The 15,983-nt window shown below is 54.2% G+C and carries 14 protein-coding genes; 1 reads left to right on the top strand and 13 read right to left on the bottom strand.

Annotated features, from left to right (window positions below):
- Positions 1-32 precede the first annotated feature (32 nt).
- The 12 genes from atpG to Q4606_RS13920 all read right to left on the bottom strand — a co-directional run bounded on the left by atpG (position 33) and on the right by Q4606_RS13920 (position 11,334).
- Positions 33-893, bottom strand: coding sequence for a F0F1 ATP synthase subunit gamma (gene atpG / locus Q4606_RS13975; RefSeq protein WP_303595136.1), 861 nt, complete (start codon positions 891-893; stop codon positions 33-35).
- 67 nt (positions 894-960) lie between these two features.
- Positions 961-2,505, bottom strand: coding sequence for a F0F1 ATP synthase subunit alpha (atpA, locus tag Q4606_RS13970; protein ID WP_303595138.1), 1,545 nt, complete (start codon positions 2,503-2,505; stop codon positions 961-963).
- Positions 2,506-2,533: 28 nt separating this feature from the next.
- Positions 2,534-3,070, bottom strand: coding sequence for a F0F1 ATP synthase subunit delta (locus Q4606_RS13965; RefSeq protein ID WP_303595140.1), 537 nt, complete (start codon positions 3,068-3,070; stop codon positions 2,534-2,536).
- 11 nt (positions 3,071-3,081) lie between these two features.
- Positions 3,082-3,552 (bottom strand): F0F1 ATP synthase subunit B, encoded by a 471-nt coding sequence (locus Q4606_RS13960; RefSeq protein ID WP_303595142.1) that lies wholly within the window; start codon positions 3,550-3,552, stop codon positions 3,082-3,084.
- Positions 3,553-3,649: 97 nt separating this feature from the next.
- Complete coding sequence (gene atpE, locus Q4606_RS13955) at positions 3,650-3,877, bottom strand: F0F1 ATP synthase subunit C (protein WP_014873137.1); 228 nt, start codon at positions 3,875-3,877, stop codon at positions 3,650-3,652.
- A gap of 53 nt (positions 3,878-3,930) precedes the next feature.
- On the bottom strand, positions 3,931-4,782 hold the full coding sequence (gene atpB / locus Q4606_RS13950; RefSeq protein WP_303595145.1) for a F0F1 ATP synthase subunit A: 852 nt from the start codon (positions 4,780-4,782) through the stop codon (positions 3,931-3,933).
- A gap of 15 nt (positions 4,783-4,797) precedes the next feature.
- A complete protein-coding gene (locus tag Q4606_RS13945; RefSeq protein WP_303607890.1) occupies positions 4,798-5,190 on the bottom strand; it encodes an ATP synthase subunit I in 393 nt (130 codons plus the stop codon).
- A gap of 206 nt (positions 5,191-5,396) precedes the next feature.
- On the bottom strand, positions 5,397-6,275 hold the full coding sequence (locus Q4606_RS13940; RefSeq protein ID WP_303595479.1) for a ParB/RepB/Spo0J family partition protein: 879 nt from the start codon (positions 6,273-6,275) through the stop codon (positions 5,397-5,399).
- 63 nt (positions 6,276-6,338) lie between these two features.
- Entirely contained in the window at positions 6,339-7,133 is a 795-nt protein-coding gene (locus Q4606_RS13935; RefSeq protein WP_303595147.1) for a ParA family protein, read from the bottom strand.
- 27 nt (positions 7,134-7,160) lie between these two features.
- Positions 7,161-7,799: a 16S rRNA (guanine(527)-N(7))-methyltransferase RsmG gene (rsmG, locus tag Q4606_RS13930; protein ID WP_303607889.1), complete on the bottom strand. Its 639-nt coding sequence runs from the start codon at positions 7,797-7,799 to the stop codon at positions 7,161-7,163.
- An 8-nt stretch (positions 7,800-7,807) separates the two neighbouring features.
- Positions 7,808-9,694 carry a tRNA uridine-5-carboxymethylaminomethyl(34) synthesis enzyme MnmG gene (gene mnmG, locus Q4606_RS13925; protein WP_303595151.1) on the bottom strand — a complete coding sequence of 629 codons (1,887 nt, stop codon included), beginning with the start codon at positions 9,692-9,694 and terminating at the stop codon, positions 7,808-7,810.
- Positions 9,695-10,035: 341 nt separating this feature from the next.
- Positions 10,036-11,334 (bottom strand): MFS transporter, encoded by a 1,299-nt coding sequence (locus Q4606_RS13920; RefSeq protein ID WP_303607888.1) that lies wholly within the window; start codon positions 11,332-11,334, stop codon positions 10,036-10,038.
- Between the two features lie 213 nt (positions 11,335-11,547).
- Here Q4606_RS13920 and Q4606_RS13915 point away from each other — a divergent pair, with 213 nt between their 5' ends.
- Entirely contained in the window at positions 11,548-12,822 is a 1,275-nt protein-coding gene (locus Q4606_RS13915) for an EAL domain-containing protein (protein ID WP_303607887.1), read from the top strand.
- Positions 12,823-12,836: 14 nt separating this feature from the next.
- Here the strand turns inward: Q4606_RS13915 and Q4606_RS13910 are convergent, their stop codons facing one another.
- Positions 12,837-15,983, bottom strand: a complete 3,147-nt coding sequence (locus Q4606_RS13910; protein WP_303607886.1) for an efflux RND transporter permease subunit — start codon at positions 15,981-15,983, stop codon at positions 12,837-12,839.

Raw genomic sequence — 15,983 nt, 5'->3', positions numbered from 1 at the left:
ATAGTCAATAAAACCAGTAGGATCGTGGCGGATCAGACCGATGCCGCGCCGCTCACAATTTCCGAAATCTCTTGCGTAATGGCTGCCTGACGAGCTTTGTTGTAGACCAACTGCAGCTCGTTAATAATGTCACCGGCGTTATCGGTAGCACTCTTCATGGCAATCATCCGGGCAGCCTGTTCGCAGGCCAGATTTTCTACCACACCCTGATACACCTGGGACTCGATATAACGTGGCAGTAGCCCGTCCAGAATCGGACGCGAATCCGGCTCGTAGATGTAATCCCACTGGTGACCGATATCATCTTCCGCACCTTCCGGCAGCGGCAGCAGCTGCTCAGCTTTCGGCTGTTGCGTCATGGTGTTTACAAACTCGTTGCTCACCAGGTACAGGCGATCAATCTTGCCGTCCTGGAAGGCATCAAGCATTACCTTGACGTTGCCGATCAGCGTTTCCGCACTGGGGTCGTCGCCCAGATGCGTCAGCGCAGCGATCACATTGCCGCCATAATTGCGGAAAAATGATGCGCCTTTCTGCCCGATTGCACAGAGATCGGTCCCAACACCTTTTTCTTTCCAGTCGCGCATTTCGCGCACCAGCAGCTTGAACACGTTGCCGTTCAAACCACCGCACAGACCGCGATCAGAGGAGATAACGATGTAGCCAACACGCTTCACCTCACGCTCAACCATAAACGGATGGCGATAATCCTTATTGGACTTGGCAATGTGTCCAATTACCTGCCGCATCTTTTCCGCGTAAGGGCGAGTCGCCTGCATACGCTCCTGAGCTTTACGCATCTTACTGGCTGCCACCATTTCCATGGCGCTGGTAATTTTCTGCGTGCTCTTGATGCTGCCGATCTGGTTACGTATTTCTTTTCCGATGGCCATAGGTCACTGCCCTTTCAAGTTAGACACTCATTTGGACCAACAGGCCCGCCTTGGCGGGCCGCTGATATCACCAGGTTTGAGTGGTCTTGAATTTCTCCAGCGCAGCTTTCAGACCAGCGGCAACGTCGTCGTTGAACGTGCCTTCGGGACCGATTTTCTCAAGCAGTTCTTTTTGCTCTGCCCGCATCCAGTCCAGCAACTGGGCTTCAAACTTGACCACTTTGGTGACATCTACGTCATCAAGGAAGCCTTCGTTGGCGGCAAACAGAACAGTACCCATTTCAGCCACAGACATAGGGCTGTACTGGTTCTGCTTCATCAGTTCGGTAACGCGCTGACCATGCTCGAGCTGCTTACGTGTGGCTTCGTCCAGATCCGATGCGAACTGAGCAAAAGCTGCCAACTCACGATACTGAGCCAGAGCCAGACGGATGTTACCGCCCAGTTTCTTCATGATCTTGGTTTGGGCCGAACCACCTACCCTTGAGACAGAAACACCAGCGTTCATCGCCGGGCGGATGCCGGAGTTGAACAGGTTGGTCTCGAGGAAGATCTGACCATCGGTGATGGAGATTACGTTGGTCGGTACGAATGCAGATACGTCACCGGCCTGAGTCTCGATGATTGGCAGCGCGGTCAAAGAGCCGGTCTTGCCTTTCACTTCACCGTTGGTGAACTTTTCAACGTAGTCTGCGTTTACACGGGATGCACGCTCCAGAAGACGGGAGTGCAGGTAGAAAACGTCACCTGGATAGGCTTCACGACCCGGCGGACGACGCAGCAGAAGGGAGATCTGGCGGTATGCAACGGCCTGCTTTGACAGGTCATCGTATACGATCAGAGCGTCTTCACCACGGTCACGGAAGTATTCACCCATGGTCGTACCGGAATACGGTGCCAGGAACTGCATGGCTGCCGGATCGGAAGCACCAGCGGCAACGACGATGGTGTGGTCCATTGCGCCATGCTCTTCCAGCTTGCGTACAACCGCAGCGATGGAAGACTGCTTCTGACCAACCGCAACGTAAATACACTTGATGCCGGTATTCTTCTGGTTGATGATCGCGTCGATTGCAACAGCGGTCTTACCGATCTGACGGTCACCGATGATCAACTCACGCTGGCCACGACCGATTGGAACCATGGTATCGATGGCTTTAAGGCCTGTCTGTACCGGCTCGTCAACGGACTGACGTTCGATAACACCCGGCGCTACTTTCTCAACTGGCTCGGTCTGGCTGGTGCCCAGCTCGCCTTTGCCGTCGATCGGATTACCCAGACCGTCAACAACACGACCCATCAGCTCCGGACCAACCGGAACTTCGAGGATACGACCGGTGCAACGTACTTTCTGACCTTCGGCCAGATCTTCGTAGTCGCCCAGTACAACCGCGCCGACAGAGTCGCGCTCAAGGTTCAGAGCCATACCAAATGCGCCGTTGGCGAATTCGATCATTTCGCCGGACATTACGTCGGCGAGGCCATGAATCAGCACAATGCCGTCTGCTACAGACAGGATAGTGCCTTCATTTTTTGCTTCAGAAGAGATATCGAGTTTCTCGATTCTCTTTTTGATGATGTCACTGATCTCGGATGGATTCAGTTGCTGCATGCCTTTGTCCTCAAACCTTTTGCTGAAATCAGGAGCCCAGTGCTTTGGCCATTTTTGCCAGCTTGCCACGGACTGAAGCGTCAATAACCAGATCGCCGGTATTTACCACAACGCCACCGATCAAAGAACGATCCACAGCGGCTTCAAGGGCGACTTTACGCTCCAGTTTCCTGGACAATGCTTCTGCCAGCTTTTGCTGCTCTTCGGCGGTCATTTCATACGCCGTGCTGACCTTCATATTAACTGTGCGCTCAAGTTCTGCGCGGTAGAAGGTGAACAGGGTAGAAATTTCCGGAAGCAACGCCAGGCGCTTGCTTTCAGCAAGAATCAACAGGAAGTTTCTGAGTGCTTCTGGCAGCTGTTCTTCAGCGGTATCGAAAAACAGTTCTGCCTTGCGTTGCTCAGACAGGCCAGGATTGGCCAGAATATTCTTCACAGCTTTATCAGCCGCCAACAGACCTACAAAACCAAGCGCCTGATCCCAGGAATCAACGGCGTCTCGCTCTTTCGCGGCATCAAAAGCAGCTTTTGCGTAGGGCCGGGCTAACGTAGTCAGTTCTGCCATGGGACCCTCGCTTAGAGTTCTGCAGCCAGCTTGTCCAGCATCTCGCTGTGAGCTTTGGCATCGACAGAGGTTTCCAGAATCTTCTCGGCACCCGCAATGGCAAGTAATGCCACTTCTGTTCTGAGTGCGTCGCGAGCCTGAATACGCTCCTGTTGAATTTCCGCACGGGCTTGCTCAATGAGCTTTTCGCCTTCCTTGCGGGCATCGTCTTTTGATGCTTCAACTATCTGTGCAGCGCGCTTGTTGGCCTGATCGATAAGAGAAGCAGATTCTTCTTTGGCTTGATGCAGTTGCTGGGCAGCTTTTTCCTGAGCAAGCTCAAGATCCAGTGAGGCCCGGTCAGCAGCAGAAAGACCTTCAGCAATTTTCTTCTGACGCGCTTCCATGGCAGCCGTAATCGGCGGCCAAACATATTTCACGCAGAACCAGACGAAAATAGCGAAGGCAATCGATTGCCCTATCAACGTAAGGTTTATATTCACGGCTATATACCTCTTGCTATTCGTTGCGTGCTGGAAACCAGAAAAACGGGGCGCCTGGCTCTGATCTTCAGAACTGCGCCCGCATCTTCAGGCTGTATTAGCCAGCAACAACGAAGATCAGGTACATCGCGATACCAACACCGATCATTGGAACAGCATCCAACAGACCCGCCATGATGAAGGTTTTAACCTGCAGCTGGTTGGCCATTTCAGGCTGACGAGCAGTAGCTTCGAGCAGTTTGCCGCCCAGAATACCAAAGCCGATGCCGGTGGCCAGTGCGCCCATACCGATGATGATTGCTGCTGCAATAAATACCATTTCCATTGAGAACTCCTCAGTTTTTCAGATAGTTAAGGGTTTGCTTTTTAACGGGTAAATCAGTGTTCTTCGTGTGCCGACGCAAGATAAACTATTGTCAGCATTGTGAAAATAAAGGCCTGCAGCGGTATTACCAGAATATGGAAAATGGCCCAGGGCACGTTCAGTGTCCACTGCGCCCACAAGGGCAACAGCGCGATCAGGATAAACACAACCTCACCAGCATACATGTTGCCGAACAGACGCAATGCCAAGCTGATAGGCTTCACAATCAGTACCAGAATCTCCAGTACCAGGTTCACCGGAATGAGCGCCCAGTGGTTAAACGGCTGCATGCCCAGTTCTTTGGCGAAGCCGGTAACGCCTTTGACCTTCAGGCTGTAGAAAATAATCAGCAGGAATACACCAATGGACATGCCGAAGGTGGCATTGGGATCTGTTGTAGGTACGATCTTGAAGTACTCAAGCCCCATGGCATGCGCTATGGATGGAATGTAGTCCACCGGAATCAGCTTGAGCACATTCATCAGCAGGATCCATACGAAGATGGTCAGCGCCAGAGGTGCAATCAGGGGGTTACGGGCGTGAAAGCCGTCTTTTACCAGATTTTCAATGAACTCAACGGTCACTTCTACCAGGTTCTGCAGCGCGCCCGGCACACCGGTGGTGACGCGGGTGGCGACAAATCGAAACAGGCCAAGGAACAACACGCCCATGGCGATTGACCAGCCCAAAGTGTCTACGTGGATAGCCATAAAGCCCATATCAGACGCTTCTTGCGCGGTACGCGCGAAGGTCCAGCCTGACTCGCTCATGACACTGCCATCAAACCGCTCATAACCTGCATCCAGCTTGCCGTATGTCAGATTCTGAAGGTGGTGCTTTATATACTCTACTGGGGTATCAGCCATTCTGCTCTCGTCCAGTCATCGCCGTGTTTGCGGTCGTATCAGCCAGCGCAATGCGCCGCCTGCTACAACCATCACAGCAAAAGTGAATAACAGAGCCGGCACATGTACCGGCTCCATTAAAGTGAAAACAGCCGCGAAAAAGACAGCGGTAAGGGCGATCTTGGTGGATTCCGCCCGGAATAAATTTCCCACCATAAGGCGCGCGTGACGGGCGCCCTGATAACGATAGACCCGATGCACAAACCAGGCATTTGGCACTATAAAAATAAGACCGCCGATGAATGCGGAATAACCGGCCAATGGACTGTGCAACGACCACAACAGGCTGATAACAAGCAGGCCTGCAAACTCTATGGCTAACCAACGAGCCAATGGAACCTGGGTGATTCGGTGTTGCCGAGATTTCATATCACCCGCCATCATTACAACCGCGCGAAATTATATGTTTTAAGCACCTGTTGTTCAACTGGCCCCCGAGCGAAACCTGGCCTGGATGGAATCAGGAAAGGGTTGTAAACCCTCATTTATCACACAATTTGTGGCTAACAATCGTTCCCGTCACGACATCTGGTGTTTGTTATCCTTTAGGACAAGATGCTCTTTTTATTCTTCGTTTACCGGATATGGCCCAGAATACCGTCCAATTCATCCAATGAACTGTACTCAATCACCAGTTTTCCTTTGCCCCGCGGCCCCTGGGCGATCGATACTTTCGCGCCCAGGCGTTCAGCCAGGTCATCTTGCAATGCACGAACATTCGGGTCGATTCTGGTTTCCGGCTTGGCTGATTTTCCCGTTGCTGTTTCTTGTTGAAACCGACGCACAAGGGCTTCTGTCTGGCGCACCGACAACGACTTGGCAACAACCTGCTTGGCAACCTGCATCTGTTGTTCCGGTGAAAGTGTCAGCATAGCCCGGCCGTGCCCCATTTCAAGGTCACCATGCTCCAGCATGAGACGCACATCTTCGGTCAGACCAATCAGGCGCAACAGATTAGTAATCGTCGTGCGCGATTTACCCACAGATTCAGCCACCTGGGCCTGAGTCAGGCCGAACTCTTCCTGCAGGCGCTGAAGGGCGAAGGCTTCTTCAATGGGGTTCAGATTTTCTCGCTGAATGTTCTCAATAAGCGCCATAGCTATGGCAGCTTCATCGGGAACATCGCGAATGATGGCAGGGATGCTGTCGAGCTCGGCCATCTGGGTGGCTCGCCAGCGACGCTCGCCGGCTATCAGCTCATAACGACCTTCAGCAATGGGGCGCACGACAACCGGTTGCATGACACCTTGTTGCCGAATGGAGTCCGCCAGTTCCTGCAATGCATTCGGATCCATATCACGGCGCGGTTGATAGCGGCCACGCTGGATCAGATCGATGGGAACCTGTCGCAACTCACCGTCGTGGTCTTTCAGTTCCTGATCCAGGTTAACCCTGGATCCGGCCAGCAAGGCTCCAAGCCCACGCTCGCCCAATCCTCGTTTCTTCGCCGCCATGGTATCAGTCATTCTTCCCGTTGATAGTCGTTGTGCATCTTTTCAGAGAGACAGGCCGCCATGTTACACCGCAACCTCAGCGGATGTCTTTTCTGCCCTGTGGCGGCGCACCATTTCTCCGGCCAGGGCCAGGTATGCAATCGCCCCCTTGGAAGCCTTATCGTATTTCAGGGCCGGCATCCCATAACTGGGTGCTTCGGCCAGGCGCACGTTGCGGGGAATTACAGCACGGTAGACCTTGGCCCCGAAATACTCGGTAAGCTGGCCGGACACATCCAGAGTAAGACTGTTCCGGGGGTCATACATGGTCCTGAGAATGCCTTCAATTTCCAGGTCCGGATTGACCGTTTCCTTGATCTGCTCGACGGTATTCATCAATGCTGCCAGACCTTCCAGTGCGTAATACTCACACTGCATGGGGATAAGCACCGAGTCAGCGGCAGAAAGCGCATTCACGGTTAACAGGCTAAGCGAGGGTGGGCAGTCGATCAAAACGTAGTCGTAATTATCGCGGACGCTGTTGATGGCCAGCCTTAACCGGTGCTCACGCCCGATTTCGTTCATCAGCGCCACTTCTGCAGCTGTCAGGTCGCCATTTGAGGGCACGATGTCGAAGCCGGAAGCTTCCGCATGGATAATTACTTCGGCCGCGCTCGCACGTTTGGTGAGCAGGTCGTACCCTGATAGTTCGAGCCCGCTTTTTTCCACACCACTGCCCATGGTGGCGTTGCCCTGAGGATCCATGTCCACCAGCAGAACGCGGCGTTTGGTGGCGGCCAATGAGGCGGCAAGGTTGACGCAAGTGGTGGTTTTGCCAACACCACCCTTCTGATTGGTCACTGCAATCACGCGCGCCATCTCTTGCCTCCTTATTATTGAATACAGTTACTGCTCTGCTCGGGTCACGACCAGCAGGTGTCTCTCACCGCCAGCGCCTGGAACTTCAAGGGAATGGCTGGATGATACCCGCCAACCGGCAGGAAGGGCAGCTACCTCATCATCCGGATACTGGCCTTTCATGGCAAGGAAACTGCCTCCGTTTGCCAACAGATCGCCACACCAACCCACCAGGTTATCCAACGCGGTAAACGCTCGACTGCTTATCTGGCTGAAGGGTTGTTTCGGCTTGCAGTCTTCGGCCCGGCCATGGATCACGTCCACGTTGTTCAGTCCCAGCTCCAGCACACACTGATTCAGGAAGCGGGTTTTCTTACCATTGCTGTCCAGCAGGGTGAAGCGCGTTTCTGGCAGAACAATAGCCAGAGGAATACCCGGCAAGCCTCCGCCGGCACCCACGTCGAGCAAGTGCTCTGTAGTTACCCAAGGCAGAATGCTGAGGCTGTCGAGCAACTGTCGGGAGACCATCTCCCCCTCGTTGCGCACAGCCGTAAGGTTGTACGCCTTGTTCCACTTATTGAGCAGGGCCAGAAATGCGAGCAGCCGGTGTTGCTGCTCGTCGCTTAGGGAAACCTGCATCGCCTCCAGCCCTTCCCGGAGCTGGCGTTGCCAGAGTACTTGAGTCATGGCTATGTTCAGGCGCTTTGTTTGCGCAGAAGCTCGCGCTTTTTCAGGTGCACCAGAACCTGCGAGATCGCAGCTGGCGTAACCCCTTGGATCCGCGAGGCCTGGGCCACCGTTTCGGGGCGCACCTCTTTCAGCTTCTGTTTTATCTCATTGGACAGGCCGCCAATCACATCGTAATCCAGATCTATGGGTAGCTCGGTGTTCTCGTTCCGACGCAGGCGCTCAATTTCTTCAGTCTGGCGTGAAATGTAGCCTTCGTATTTGATCTCGATTTCCACCTGCTCCGCCACAACCGGATCATCCGCCTGGGCAGCACCAATCTCGGCAATATGGCCGTACACAACCTCTGGGCGCCGCAGTAGCTCTGCCAGGGTATGATCACGCGTCATCGGTTGCTTGAGAAAGCCATTGGCGCGCTCGCCCGCTTCGGTTGCAGGATGAATACGGGTGGATTCCAGGCGTTTACGCTCAGCACCTATAGCCTCGAACTTGTCATTAAATTTCTGCCAGCGCTCATCATCCACCAGGCCAAGTTTGCGGCCGGTTTCGGTCAATCGTAGATCAGCGTTGTCTTCACGCAGAATCAGGCGGTACTCGGCGCGGCTGGTAAACATGCGGTAAGGTTCGCTGGTGCCCATGGTGATCAGATCGTCCACCAGCACACCAAGATAAGCCTCATCCCGGCGTGGATACCATTCACTCTTTTCCTGTGAGCGCAGGGCGGCGTTAATGCCCGCAAGCAGACCCTGGGCTCCGGCTTCTTCATAACCGGTCGTGCCGTTGATCTGGCCAGCAAAATAAAGACCCTGAATGAACTTGGTTTCCAGAGTATGGCGCAGATCCTGCGGGTTCAGGTAATCGTATTCGATGGCGTACCCAGGGCGCGTAATATGGGCGTTTTCAAAACCCGGAATCGTGCGGACTGCCGCTAACTGGATATCAAACGGCAGGCTGGTAGAAATGCCGTTGGGGTATAGCTCATGGGTGGTCAGGCCCTCAGGTTCCACAAAGATCTGGTGCGAATCCTTGTCGGAAAAGCGGTTGACCTTGTCTTCTATTGACGGACAGTAGCGCGGACCCACACCTTCAATGTTGCCGCCGAACATGGGCGAACGGTCAAAGCCACTGCGAATGATATCGTGGGTCTGAGCAGTGGTGCGGGTAACGTAACAGCAGACTTGTTCGGGATGCTGATCCCGGCTGCCGATAAAGGACATCACCGGCGTGGGACTATCACCCCACTGCTCCTGCATCACGGAAAAGTCGACACTGCGGGCATCAATGCGCGGCGGTGTACCGGTTTTTAGCCGACCCACGTTAAATGGCAGCTCCCGCAAACGCTGAGCCAGCGCGTTGGCTGGCGCATCGCCGGCCCGGCCGCCCGCGTGGTGTTGCATACCAATATGGATAACACCACCAAGGAAGGTTCCGGTGGTCAGTACCACAGTTTTGGCATTGAACCGGATACCCGTCTGGGACACAACGCCGGTAACCTGGTCGTTTTCCACAATCAGATCGTCTGCGGCCTGCTGAAACAGGGTAAGGTTGGGCTGATTTTCCAACGTATGGCGAATAGCCGCCTTGTAAAGAACCCGGTCGGCCTGGGCACGGGTGGCACGCACAGCCGGACCTTTGCGACTGTTCAGTACGCGAAACTGAATACCGGCTTTATCGGTCGCCTGCGCCATGGCGCCACCAAGAGCGTCAATTTCCTTAACCAGGTGGCTTTTACCAATACCCCCGATAGCCGGATTACAGGACATCTGGCCGAGGGTCTCGATGTTGTGGGTCAGCAGCAGGGTTTGCGAGCCCATGCGCGCAGCCGCAAGTGCAGCTTCGGTACCAGCATGGCCGCCACCAATGACAATGACATCGAAACGCGTTGGAAAATCCACAGTTCACCTCGGAATTCGGGGGATAAAAACAGGGCGGCGAGTATAACGTTTCACCCGGGAAAATGCAGTCTGGATGTGCAAATTTTAACCAGAAGTGCCTTCAGATAAAAGACGCAGGGTGTGTTGCCACCCTGCACCTCTCCTTCTATGTACCGACTTCCTCTGTATTGAAAACCGAATTTACCGGTTTTTCATTAGCTTGGCCGGCTCTTCTCATAAAAACTATCAATAAAGTTATCCACATTAACAGGGTCTAATCGGGGAGGCCCTGGAGCGAATCAAATTATTGATTTAATTAATTTTTAAAAAATCAATCCAAAGCTTATACGCAGCTTATTCAACTAATTATCCACAGATCCTGCGCCGGTTCTTGCCCTTAGACGCCATACGGCAATCAACACGAACCCGTTGGCCAAAGACAGCAGCAGGAAAAACCCCGGAATACCCACACCAAGAACTCCGAGCACAAGAATGCCCGCCAGCGCACTCACCACCATGAACAGTGCATTAATCACATTCAGTGCTGCAATGATTCGCGCCCGTTTGTGTTCCGGGGTTTCATGCTGGATAAAAGCGTATAGGGGAACAATAAACAGACCACCGCAAACCCCAATGCCCACCAGATCGAGCAATACCCGGATGTACGCCGGGTCGGTCACCAACGTCCACCAGGTAGATGGCTCCAGGCTCGCCGGCACTGCGAAAAACAGATCCACACCCAACAGGCTCAGGCCAAGAGCCCCCCAGGGCACCGGCGCCAGGGTGATGCGATGCCGGGTCAGGCGTTCACACATTACCGAGCCGATAGAGATGCCCACAATAAACATGGACAGCAACAATGTGACCACGGTTTCATCACCCTGAAGGTTGCTGCGGGCAAAGTTGGGAAACTGGGTGAGGTAGGCGGCGCCAAGAAACCAGAACCAGGATATGGCCAAAATTGCCCATAGCACCGGCTTGCGTTCAGCCGCTACCCCCATCAGGCGCCAGGTTTCCAGAACCGGACGCAAACGTACCAACTGCCCGTTACTACCGGTGCCGGTTGCCGGTATCTGTCGTGCAGCCAGATAGCCCAGAATAGACATCAACAACACGCCCAGGGCCGTGAGTTTTGCCGCAGCCTCCAGGCCCATCAGCAAACCCGCCGCGATAGTGCCGAGCAAAATGGCCACAAAAGTGCCCATGCTGACCAGGCCATTGCCTCCCACCAGCTCATCATCCCCAAGTACCTGGGGCAAAATGGCGTATTTTACCGGCCCGAAAAACGTCGACTGGGTACCCATCAGGAACAACAGCACAAGAAGCCCTTCATACCAGCCAAACCAGAGCGCCAGTGCGGCAAGGGTCATGATGCCTATCTCAGCCAGCTTCACCTTGCGGATAATCGCAGCTTTCTCATAGCGGTCGGCCATCTGCCCGGCAATACCGGAGAACAGAAAAAAAGGCAGGATAAACAGGAAAGCAGCCAAATTGACCACCGTGTTCACTGAAAGCCCGAGCAAACCCGTGGTCTGATAGGTAACCAGCAGCAGCAGAGCATTTTTATAGAGATTGTCGTTAAACGCACCGGAAAACTGGGTGAGATAGAACGGCAAAAAGCGCCGCTGCCCCAGCAAACGGAACTGACTGTGTATAGCCATGAGTCACCCTGTTTTGGTGCGTTGTTTCAGCAACCCCTGCCGAACATGCACTGAATTTGTGCCGGGCGCTTATGGTGCCCGCAAAAAGTGGCTGTTTAATGCCAATATTATCAGCTATTTGCAAATTTTTGGCATGAGGTTCGCTAGTAAGATCTGTTCAACCATTTTATTTCCTGGCCAGGACGGCTCTAACAGAATCAGAGATTCCTGATCATGAGCAAAGTAGTCCAACTTGCCTGCATGAACCATACCAGCGGCAAGCACGCGCCAGAACCCGCAATTATCCACACCCATGATTTCAAATCGGTGTACCAGCCGATACTCAGCCCTACCCATCAAAAACTGGTTGGTTACGAGGCTCTGGTCCGGGTAAGCCGAAACAAACATCCTGTCTCGCCTATAGACCTTTTTGAACAGGCAGCGAACCTCGATCAGATCCCGGAGCTTGACCGTTACCTGCTGAATTTGCACCTGTCCGGTTTCTCCGCAGGCGACAATCCGGTATGGCTGTTCCTGAACATCAACCCCCATACCTGCACTGACCCGGAAGCTTCATTGGAACGGCTCGCTCAGCAATGCGAGCGCATGGGTACACGCCCTGAAAAAGTCGTTCTGGAACTGGTTGAAACGGCCTCGGATAACCCGGGGGCCTTGATGGAGTTTATTCACAAAGCCAAAGGGCTTGGCTTCCAGATTGCCATTGATGACTTCGGTATGGGCGACTCCAACTTCGAACGCCTGTGGCGGATCAATCCTCTGATCGTAAAACTGGATCGTAGTTTGTTGGTGAATGCGGAACACAATAATAGGGCCCGCCTGCTCCTGGAAAGCCTTGTTCGGATGATCCGCGAAAGCGGCAGTCTGGTGTTGTTGGAAGGCATTGAAAATGGCGCTCAGGCCAGAATCGCTTTGGATACCGAAGCGGATCTGCTGCAAGGGTTTCTGTTTGCCCGGCCCGGAGCCATCACCAAAAAAACCGTGGAGCGATCGGAATCAAGGCTAGCCTCTGTAGTGACTGACTCACGAGAATGGTGGATACAGGATAGTAAGGATCAAGAGAGTTACCTGAGGTTACTGCACTTCGAAATCATGGACGCATGTCACCGGATCGTGCGCAACCAGCCGTTCAACGAAACCTGTAGAATCCTTCTGGAAATGGACGGTGTCAAACGCTGCTTTTTGCTCGACAGCAACGGCATCCAGCAAGGCAATCTCGCACATGCCGGCCAGGACACCACACCTGGTGGGTTCAACCCTCTATACCGTTCTGCAGGTGCCAGCTGGGGCCACCGGGAATATTTCCGTAACGCACAGGAACGGCCACAACATATCAACAGCTCGCGACCCTATGTCGCTCTGCCTGACGCCCGGCGCACCGTTACTTTGTCCACAGCTCTGCCGACGGAATCCGGTCAACAGGTTTTCTGTGTGGATGTGCACCCGGACGAAGTGTTTAACGGGCAACTCTACTTCCCCGCCACAATCTGACCCAAGCGCGCCAATCAGAAATCGTCGGCCCGTTTGCTTGGCGCGGCGGCCCTCCCTGCCCCCCCGGCTGTTCCTGTTGCCTGGCGTTCCAGCTCCAGCTCTACGCTGTTAGCCGATTTGGCAAATCGTGCCAGGAGATTGTAAAGCACGGGAATAATAAACAGCGTCAGGGTGGTGGCGAAAATCAGTCCACCAAGGATCACCATACCGATAGCTGCACGGCTTTCTGCGCCAGCTCCCGTTGCGATGACCAGCGGCACGGCCCCGAAAACGGTGGAAATCGTGGTCATCAATACCGGCCGGAATCGCAGACTGGCGCCTTGCAGAATGGCATCCTTTACTTCGTATCCCTTATCCCTGAGCTGATTGGCAAACTCAACAATCAATATACCGTTCTTTGCCATCAGACCCAGCAGCATGATGATGCCTATCTGGCTGTATATGTTAAGACTAATGCCGCTCCACCAGAGAGACAGCAATGCGCCGGTTACAGCCAGAGGTACCGGTAGCATGATGATCAAGGGGTGAATCCAGCTTTCAAACTGGGCTGCCAGAACCAGAAAAACAATCACGAATGCCAGGGCGAAGGTCACGTAGATTGCAGCTGAGGATTCCTCGAATTCCCGGGACAAACCCTTGTAGCTTAGCCTCGCTTCCGGCGGCAGGTTATCCATAGCCAGGTTGTTCAGGTAGGTCAGCGCCGAGCCCAGGTCATAACCATCCGCCAGTGAGGCACTGATAACCACCGCTGGCAGTCGGTCGATTCGCCGCAAATCCGGGTTGGCACCAAGTTCTTCAACCGACACCAGCGCCTGGAGCGGTATTAGTGTGCCGCCTTCTCTCGGTCGCAGAAAAATCTGCCCCAGATCATCCGGCGTTGCTCTATCTGCATCACCCGCCTGCACTATGACATCATACTCACGGCCGCGATCCAGATACGTGGTCACCTGCCGGGATGCCAGCATGGTTTGTAGGGTGAGGCCCACATCAGCAACGGTGATATCCAGATCGGCAGCGCGCTCACGATCAATCGTCAGGCGAAGTTCCGGTCGGGTCAGTTCAAAGTCCGTTTCCAGGTTCAGCAGATTCGGGTTCTCTTTTGCCCGGGCAACAATTTCATCACTCCATTCCTGCACAGATTCATAATCCGGGCCGGCAACAACAAACTCCACAGGCTGGTTAAATCCCCGCTGGCCCAATCCCGGCGGGTTTACCGCTACAATTCGGGTGCCGGTAACCTGGCTTAATTTTTCCCGGAGCTCACTGGTAATCTGCTGCTGTTTGGTCTCCCGCTCGTCCCAGGGTGCCAGTCCCATGATCATGAACGCGCTATCTTCTTCCTCACGAAAACCGACGATTGAAAGCAGGCGGCTGGCTTCGCCGGATTCCAGGTAAGGTATAAGCTGCTCTTCTGCTTTACGTACGTAGTGATCGGTAAACTCAACCGTTGAGCCCCGGGGAGCGCTGACCGGCATGATGATCACACCGCGATCTTCTGTCGGTGCCAGTTCCTGCGGCAGTTTCGGGTAAATGACGGCGGTAATGATCAGAGAAACCACCCCCAGGCCAAGCAACAACCCGGGCTGACGGAGAGAAAAGCCCAACAGCCGTTCGTAGCCACGGGTCAGACCGTTCAGAACTTTTTCACTGGCTGACCAGAATCCATGTCCCTCAACCGATTCCGGGCTGTGCCTGAGCCATTTCGAACACAGCATGGGTGCCAGTGTCAGCGCAACCAGGCTGGACACCACCACGGCAGCCGCAAGCGTGAAACCGAATTCGGCAAACAGTCGACCAATATTGCCACCCATAAACGAAATGGGTACGAACACGGCCACCAGGGTCAGTGTGGTGGCTATTACTGCGAAAGCGACCTGTTTAGCGCCACGGTATGCCGCCAGCAAAGGTGGTTCCCCTTCATCAATCCGGCGCTGGATGTTTTCCAGCATGACAATTGCGTCGTCCACAACCAGGCCGATGGCAAGAATCACTGCCAATAACGTCAATACGTTGATAGAAAAACCGAGAAAGCCCAGACCGATAAATGCGCCAATTACCGCAACCGGAATGGTTATCGCAGGAATCAGGGTTGCTCGCCAGGAACGAAGGAAGAGAAAGATCACCAGGATTACCAGGCTTACGGCTATCGCAAGCGTGGTCATCACTTCCTTGATCGAGGCACGTATAAAGATGGATTCGTCGTAGCTTTCAGCAATGCTGACTTCCGGCGGCAGGGTTTCCCGGATTTTTTCCAGTTCTGCCTTAACGGCGTCGGATACCGCAACGGTATTGGCTTTGGACTGCCGGATTATCCCCATGCCAATGGCGGTCTGGCCATTGGCCCGAAGACGGCTGATGTCCGATTCGACACCCATTTGCACATTGGCAACACTTCCAAGGCGCAGCAATTCGTTGTCGTTTCTGCGGATAACCAGCTCGCGAAACTGTTCTACTGTGGATAACCGACCTTCGGTCCGGATGGTAAATGTCCGGGTGGACGAATCCACCGAGCCGGCAGGCAGTTCCACGTTGTTGGCGCGCAGAGCACTTTCCACCTCCGCCACCGTGATATTTCTCGCCGCCAGTCTCTCCCTGTCGAGCCAGACCCGGATTGCATAACGGCGTTCACCGCCAATACGTACATCGGCGACACCATCCAGCACAGACAAGCGGTCAGCCAGAACACGGTCTGCGAAATCGCTAAGCTCAGCGCTGTCCCATACATCGCTGCGCAGCGTCACCCACATCATTGGACGGGCGTCAGAGTCCGCCTTGCGAACAACAGGTGGATCCGCTTCATCAGGCAACTGGTTTGCAACCCGGGACACAGCATCGCGAACATCGTTGGCTGCAATATCCACATCCCGGGACGTGGAGAACTCGATACTGGTTCGTGATTCGCCCTGCTCGGTCGACGACTCAATAGAACGGATACCTTCGATTCCGCTGATCGCACCCTCAACCACCTGGGTGATCTGGGTGTCCACCACTTCCGCAGCGGCGCCTGTGTAATCGGTAGAAATCGACACCACAGGTGGATCAATATCAGGGTATTCCCGCACCGGCAGCCCCATCAGAGCCGCCAGGCCAAACACAACAATCAGCAGGCTGAGTACCGTTGCGAAAACGGGGCGCTTTATGGAGATATCTGAAAGGATCAC

This window comes from Marinobacter sp. 1_MG-2023 (assembly GCF_030549045.1).
In the GTDB taxonomy this organism is placed as follows: domain Bacteria; phylum Pseudomonadota; class Gammaproteobacteria; order Pseudomonadales; family Oleiphilaceae; genus Marinobacter.
Note: the sequence above shows the minus strand (reverse complement) of the source record. Positions and strands in the feature narration are given on the sequence as shown.

Coding starts and splice junctions, on each gene's coding strand:
- Q4606_RS13920 (WP_303607888.1), bottom strand. CDS start 11,334: ATGGCTATACACAGTCAGTTCCGTTTGCTGGGGCAGCGGCGCTTTTTG.
- Q4606_RS13945 (WP_303607890.1), bottom strand. CDS start 5,190: ATGAAATCTCGGCAACACCGAATCACCCAGGTTCCATTGGCTCGTTGG.
- atpG (WP_303595136.1), bottom strand. CDS start 893: ATGGCCATCGGAAAAGAAATACGTAACCAGATCGGCAGCATCAAGAGC.
- rsmG (WP_303607889.1), bottom strand. CDS start 7,799: ATGACTCAAGTACTCTGGCAACGCCAGCTCCGGGAAGGGCTGGAGGCG.
- Q4606_RS13915 (WP_303607887.1), top strand. CDS start 11,548: ATGAGCAAAGTAGTCCAACTTGCCTGCATGAACCATACCAGCGGCAAG.
- atpB (WP_303595145.1), bottom strand. CDS start 4,782: ATGGCTGATACCCCAGTAGAGTATATAAAGCACCACCTTCAGAATCTG.
- atpA (WP_303595138.1), bottom strand. CDS start 2,505: ATGCAGCAACTGAATCCATCCGAGATCAGTGACATCATCAAAAAGAGA.
- Q4606_RS13935 (WP_303595147.1), bottom strand. CDS start 7,133: ATGGCGCGCGTGATTGCAGTGACCAATCAGAAGGGTGGTGTTGGCAAA.
- Q4606_RS13965 (WP_303595140.1), bottom strand. CDS start 3,070: ATGGCAGAACTGACTACGTTAGCCCGGCCCTACGCAAAAGCTGCTTTT.
- atpE (WP_014873137.1), bottom strand. CDS start 3,877: ATGGAAATGGTATTTATTGCAGCAGCAATCATCATCGGTATGGGCGCA.
- Q4606_RS13940 (WP_303595479.1), bottom strand. CDS start 6,275: ATGGCGGCGAAGAAACGAGGATTGGGCGAGCGTGGGCTTGGAGCCTTG.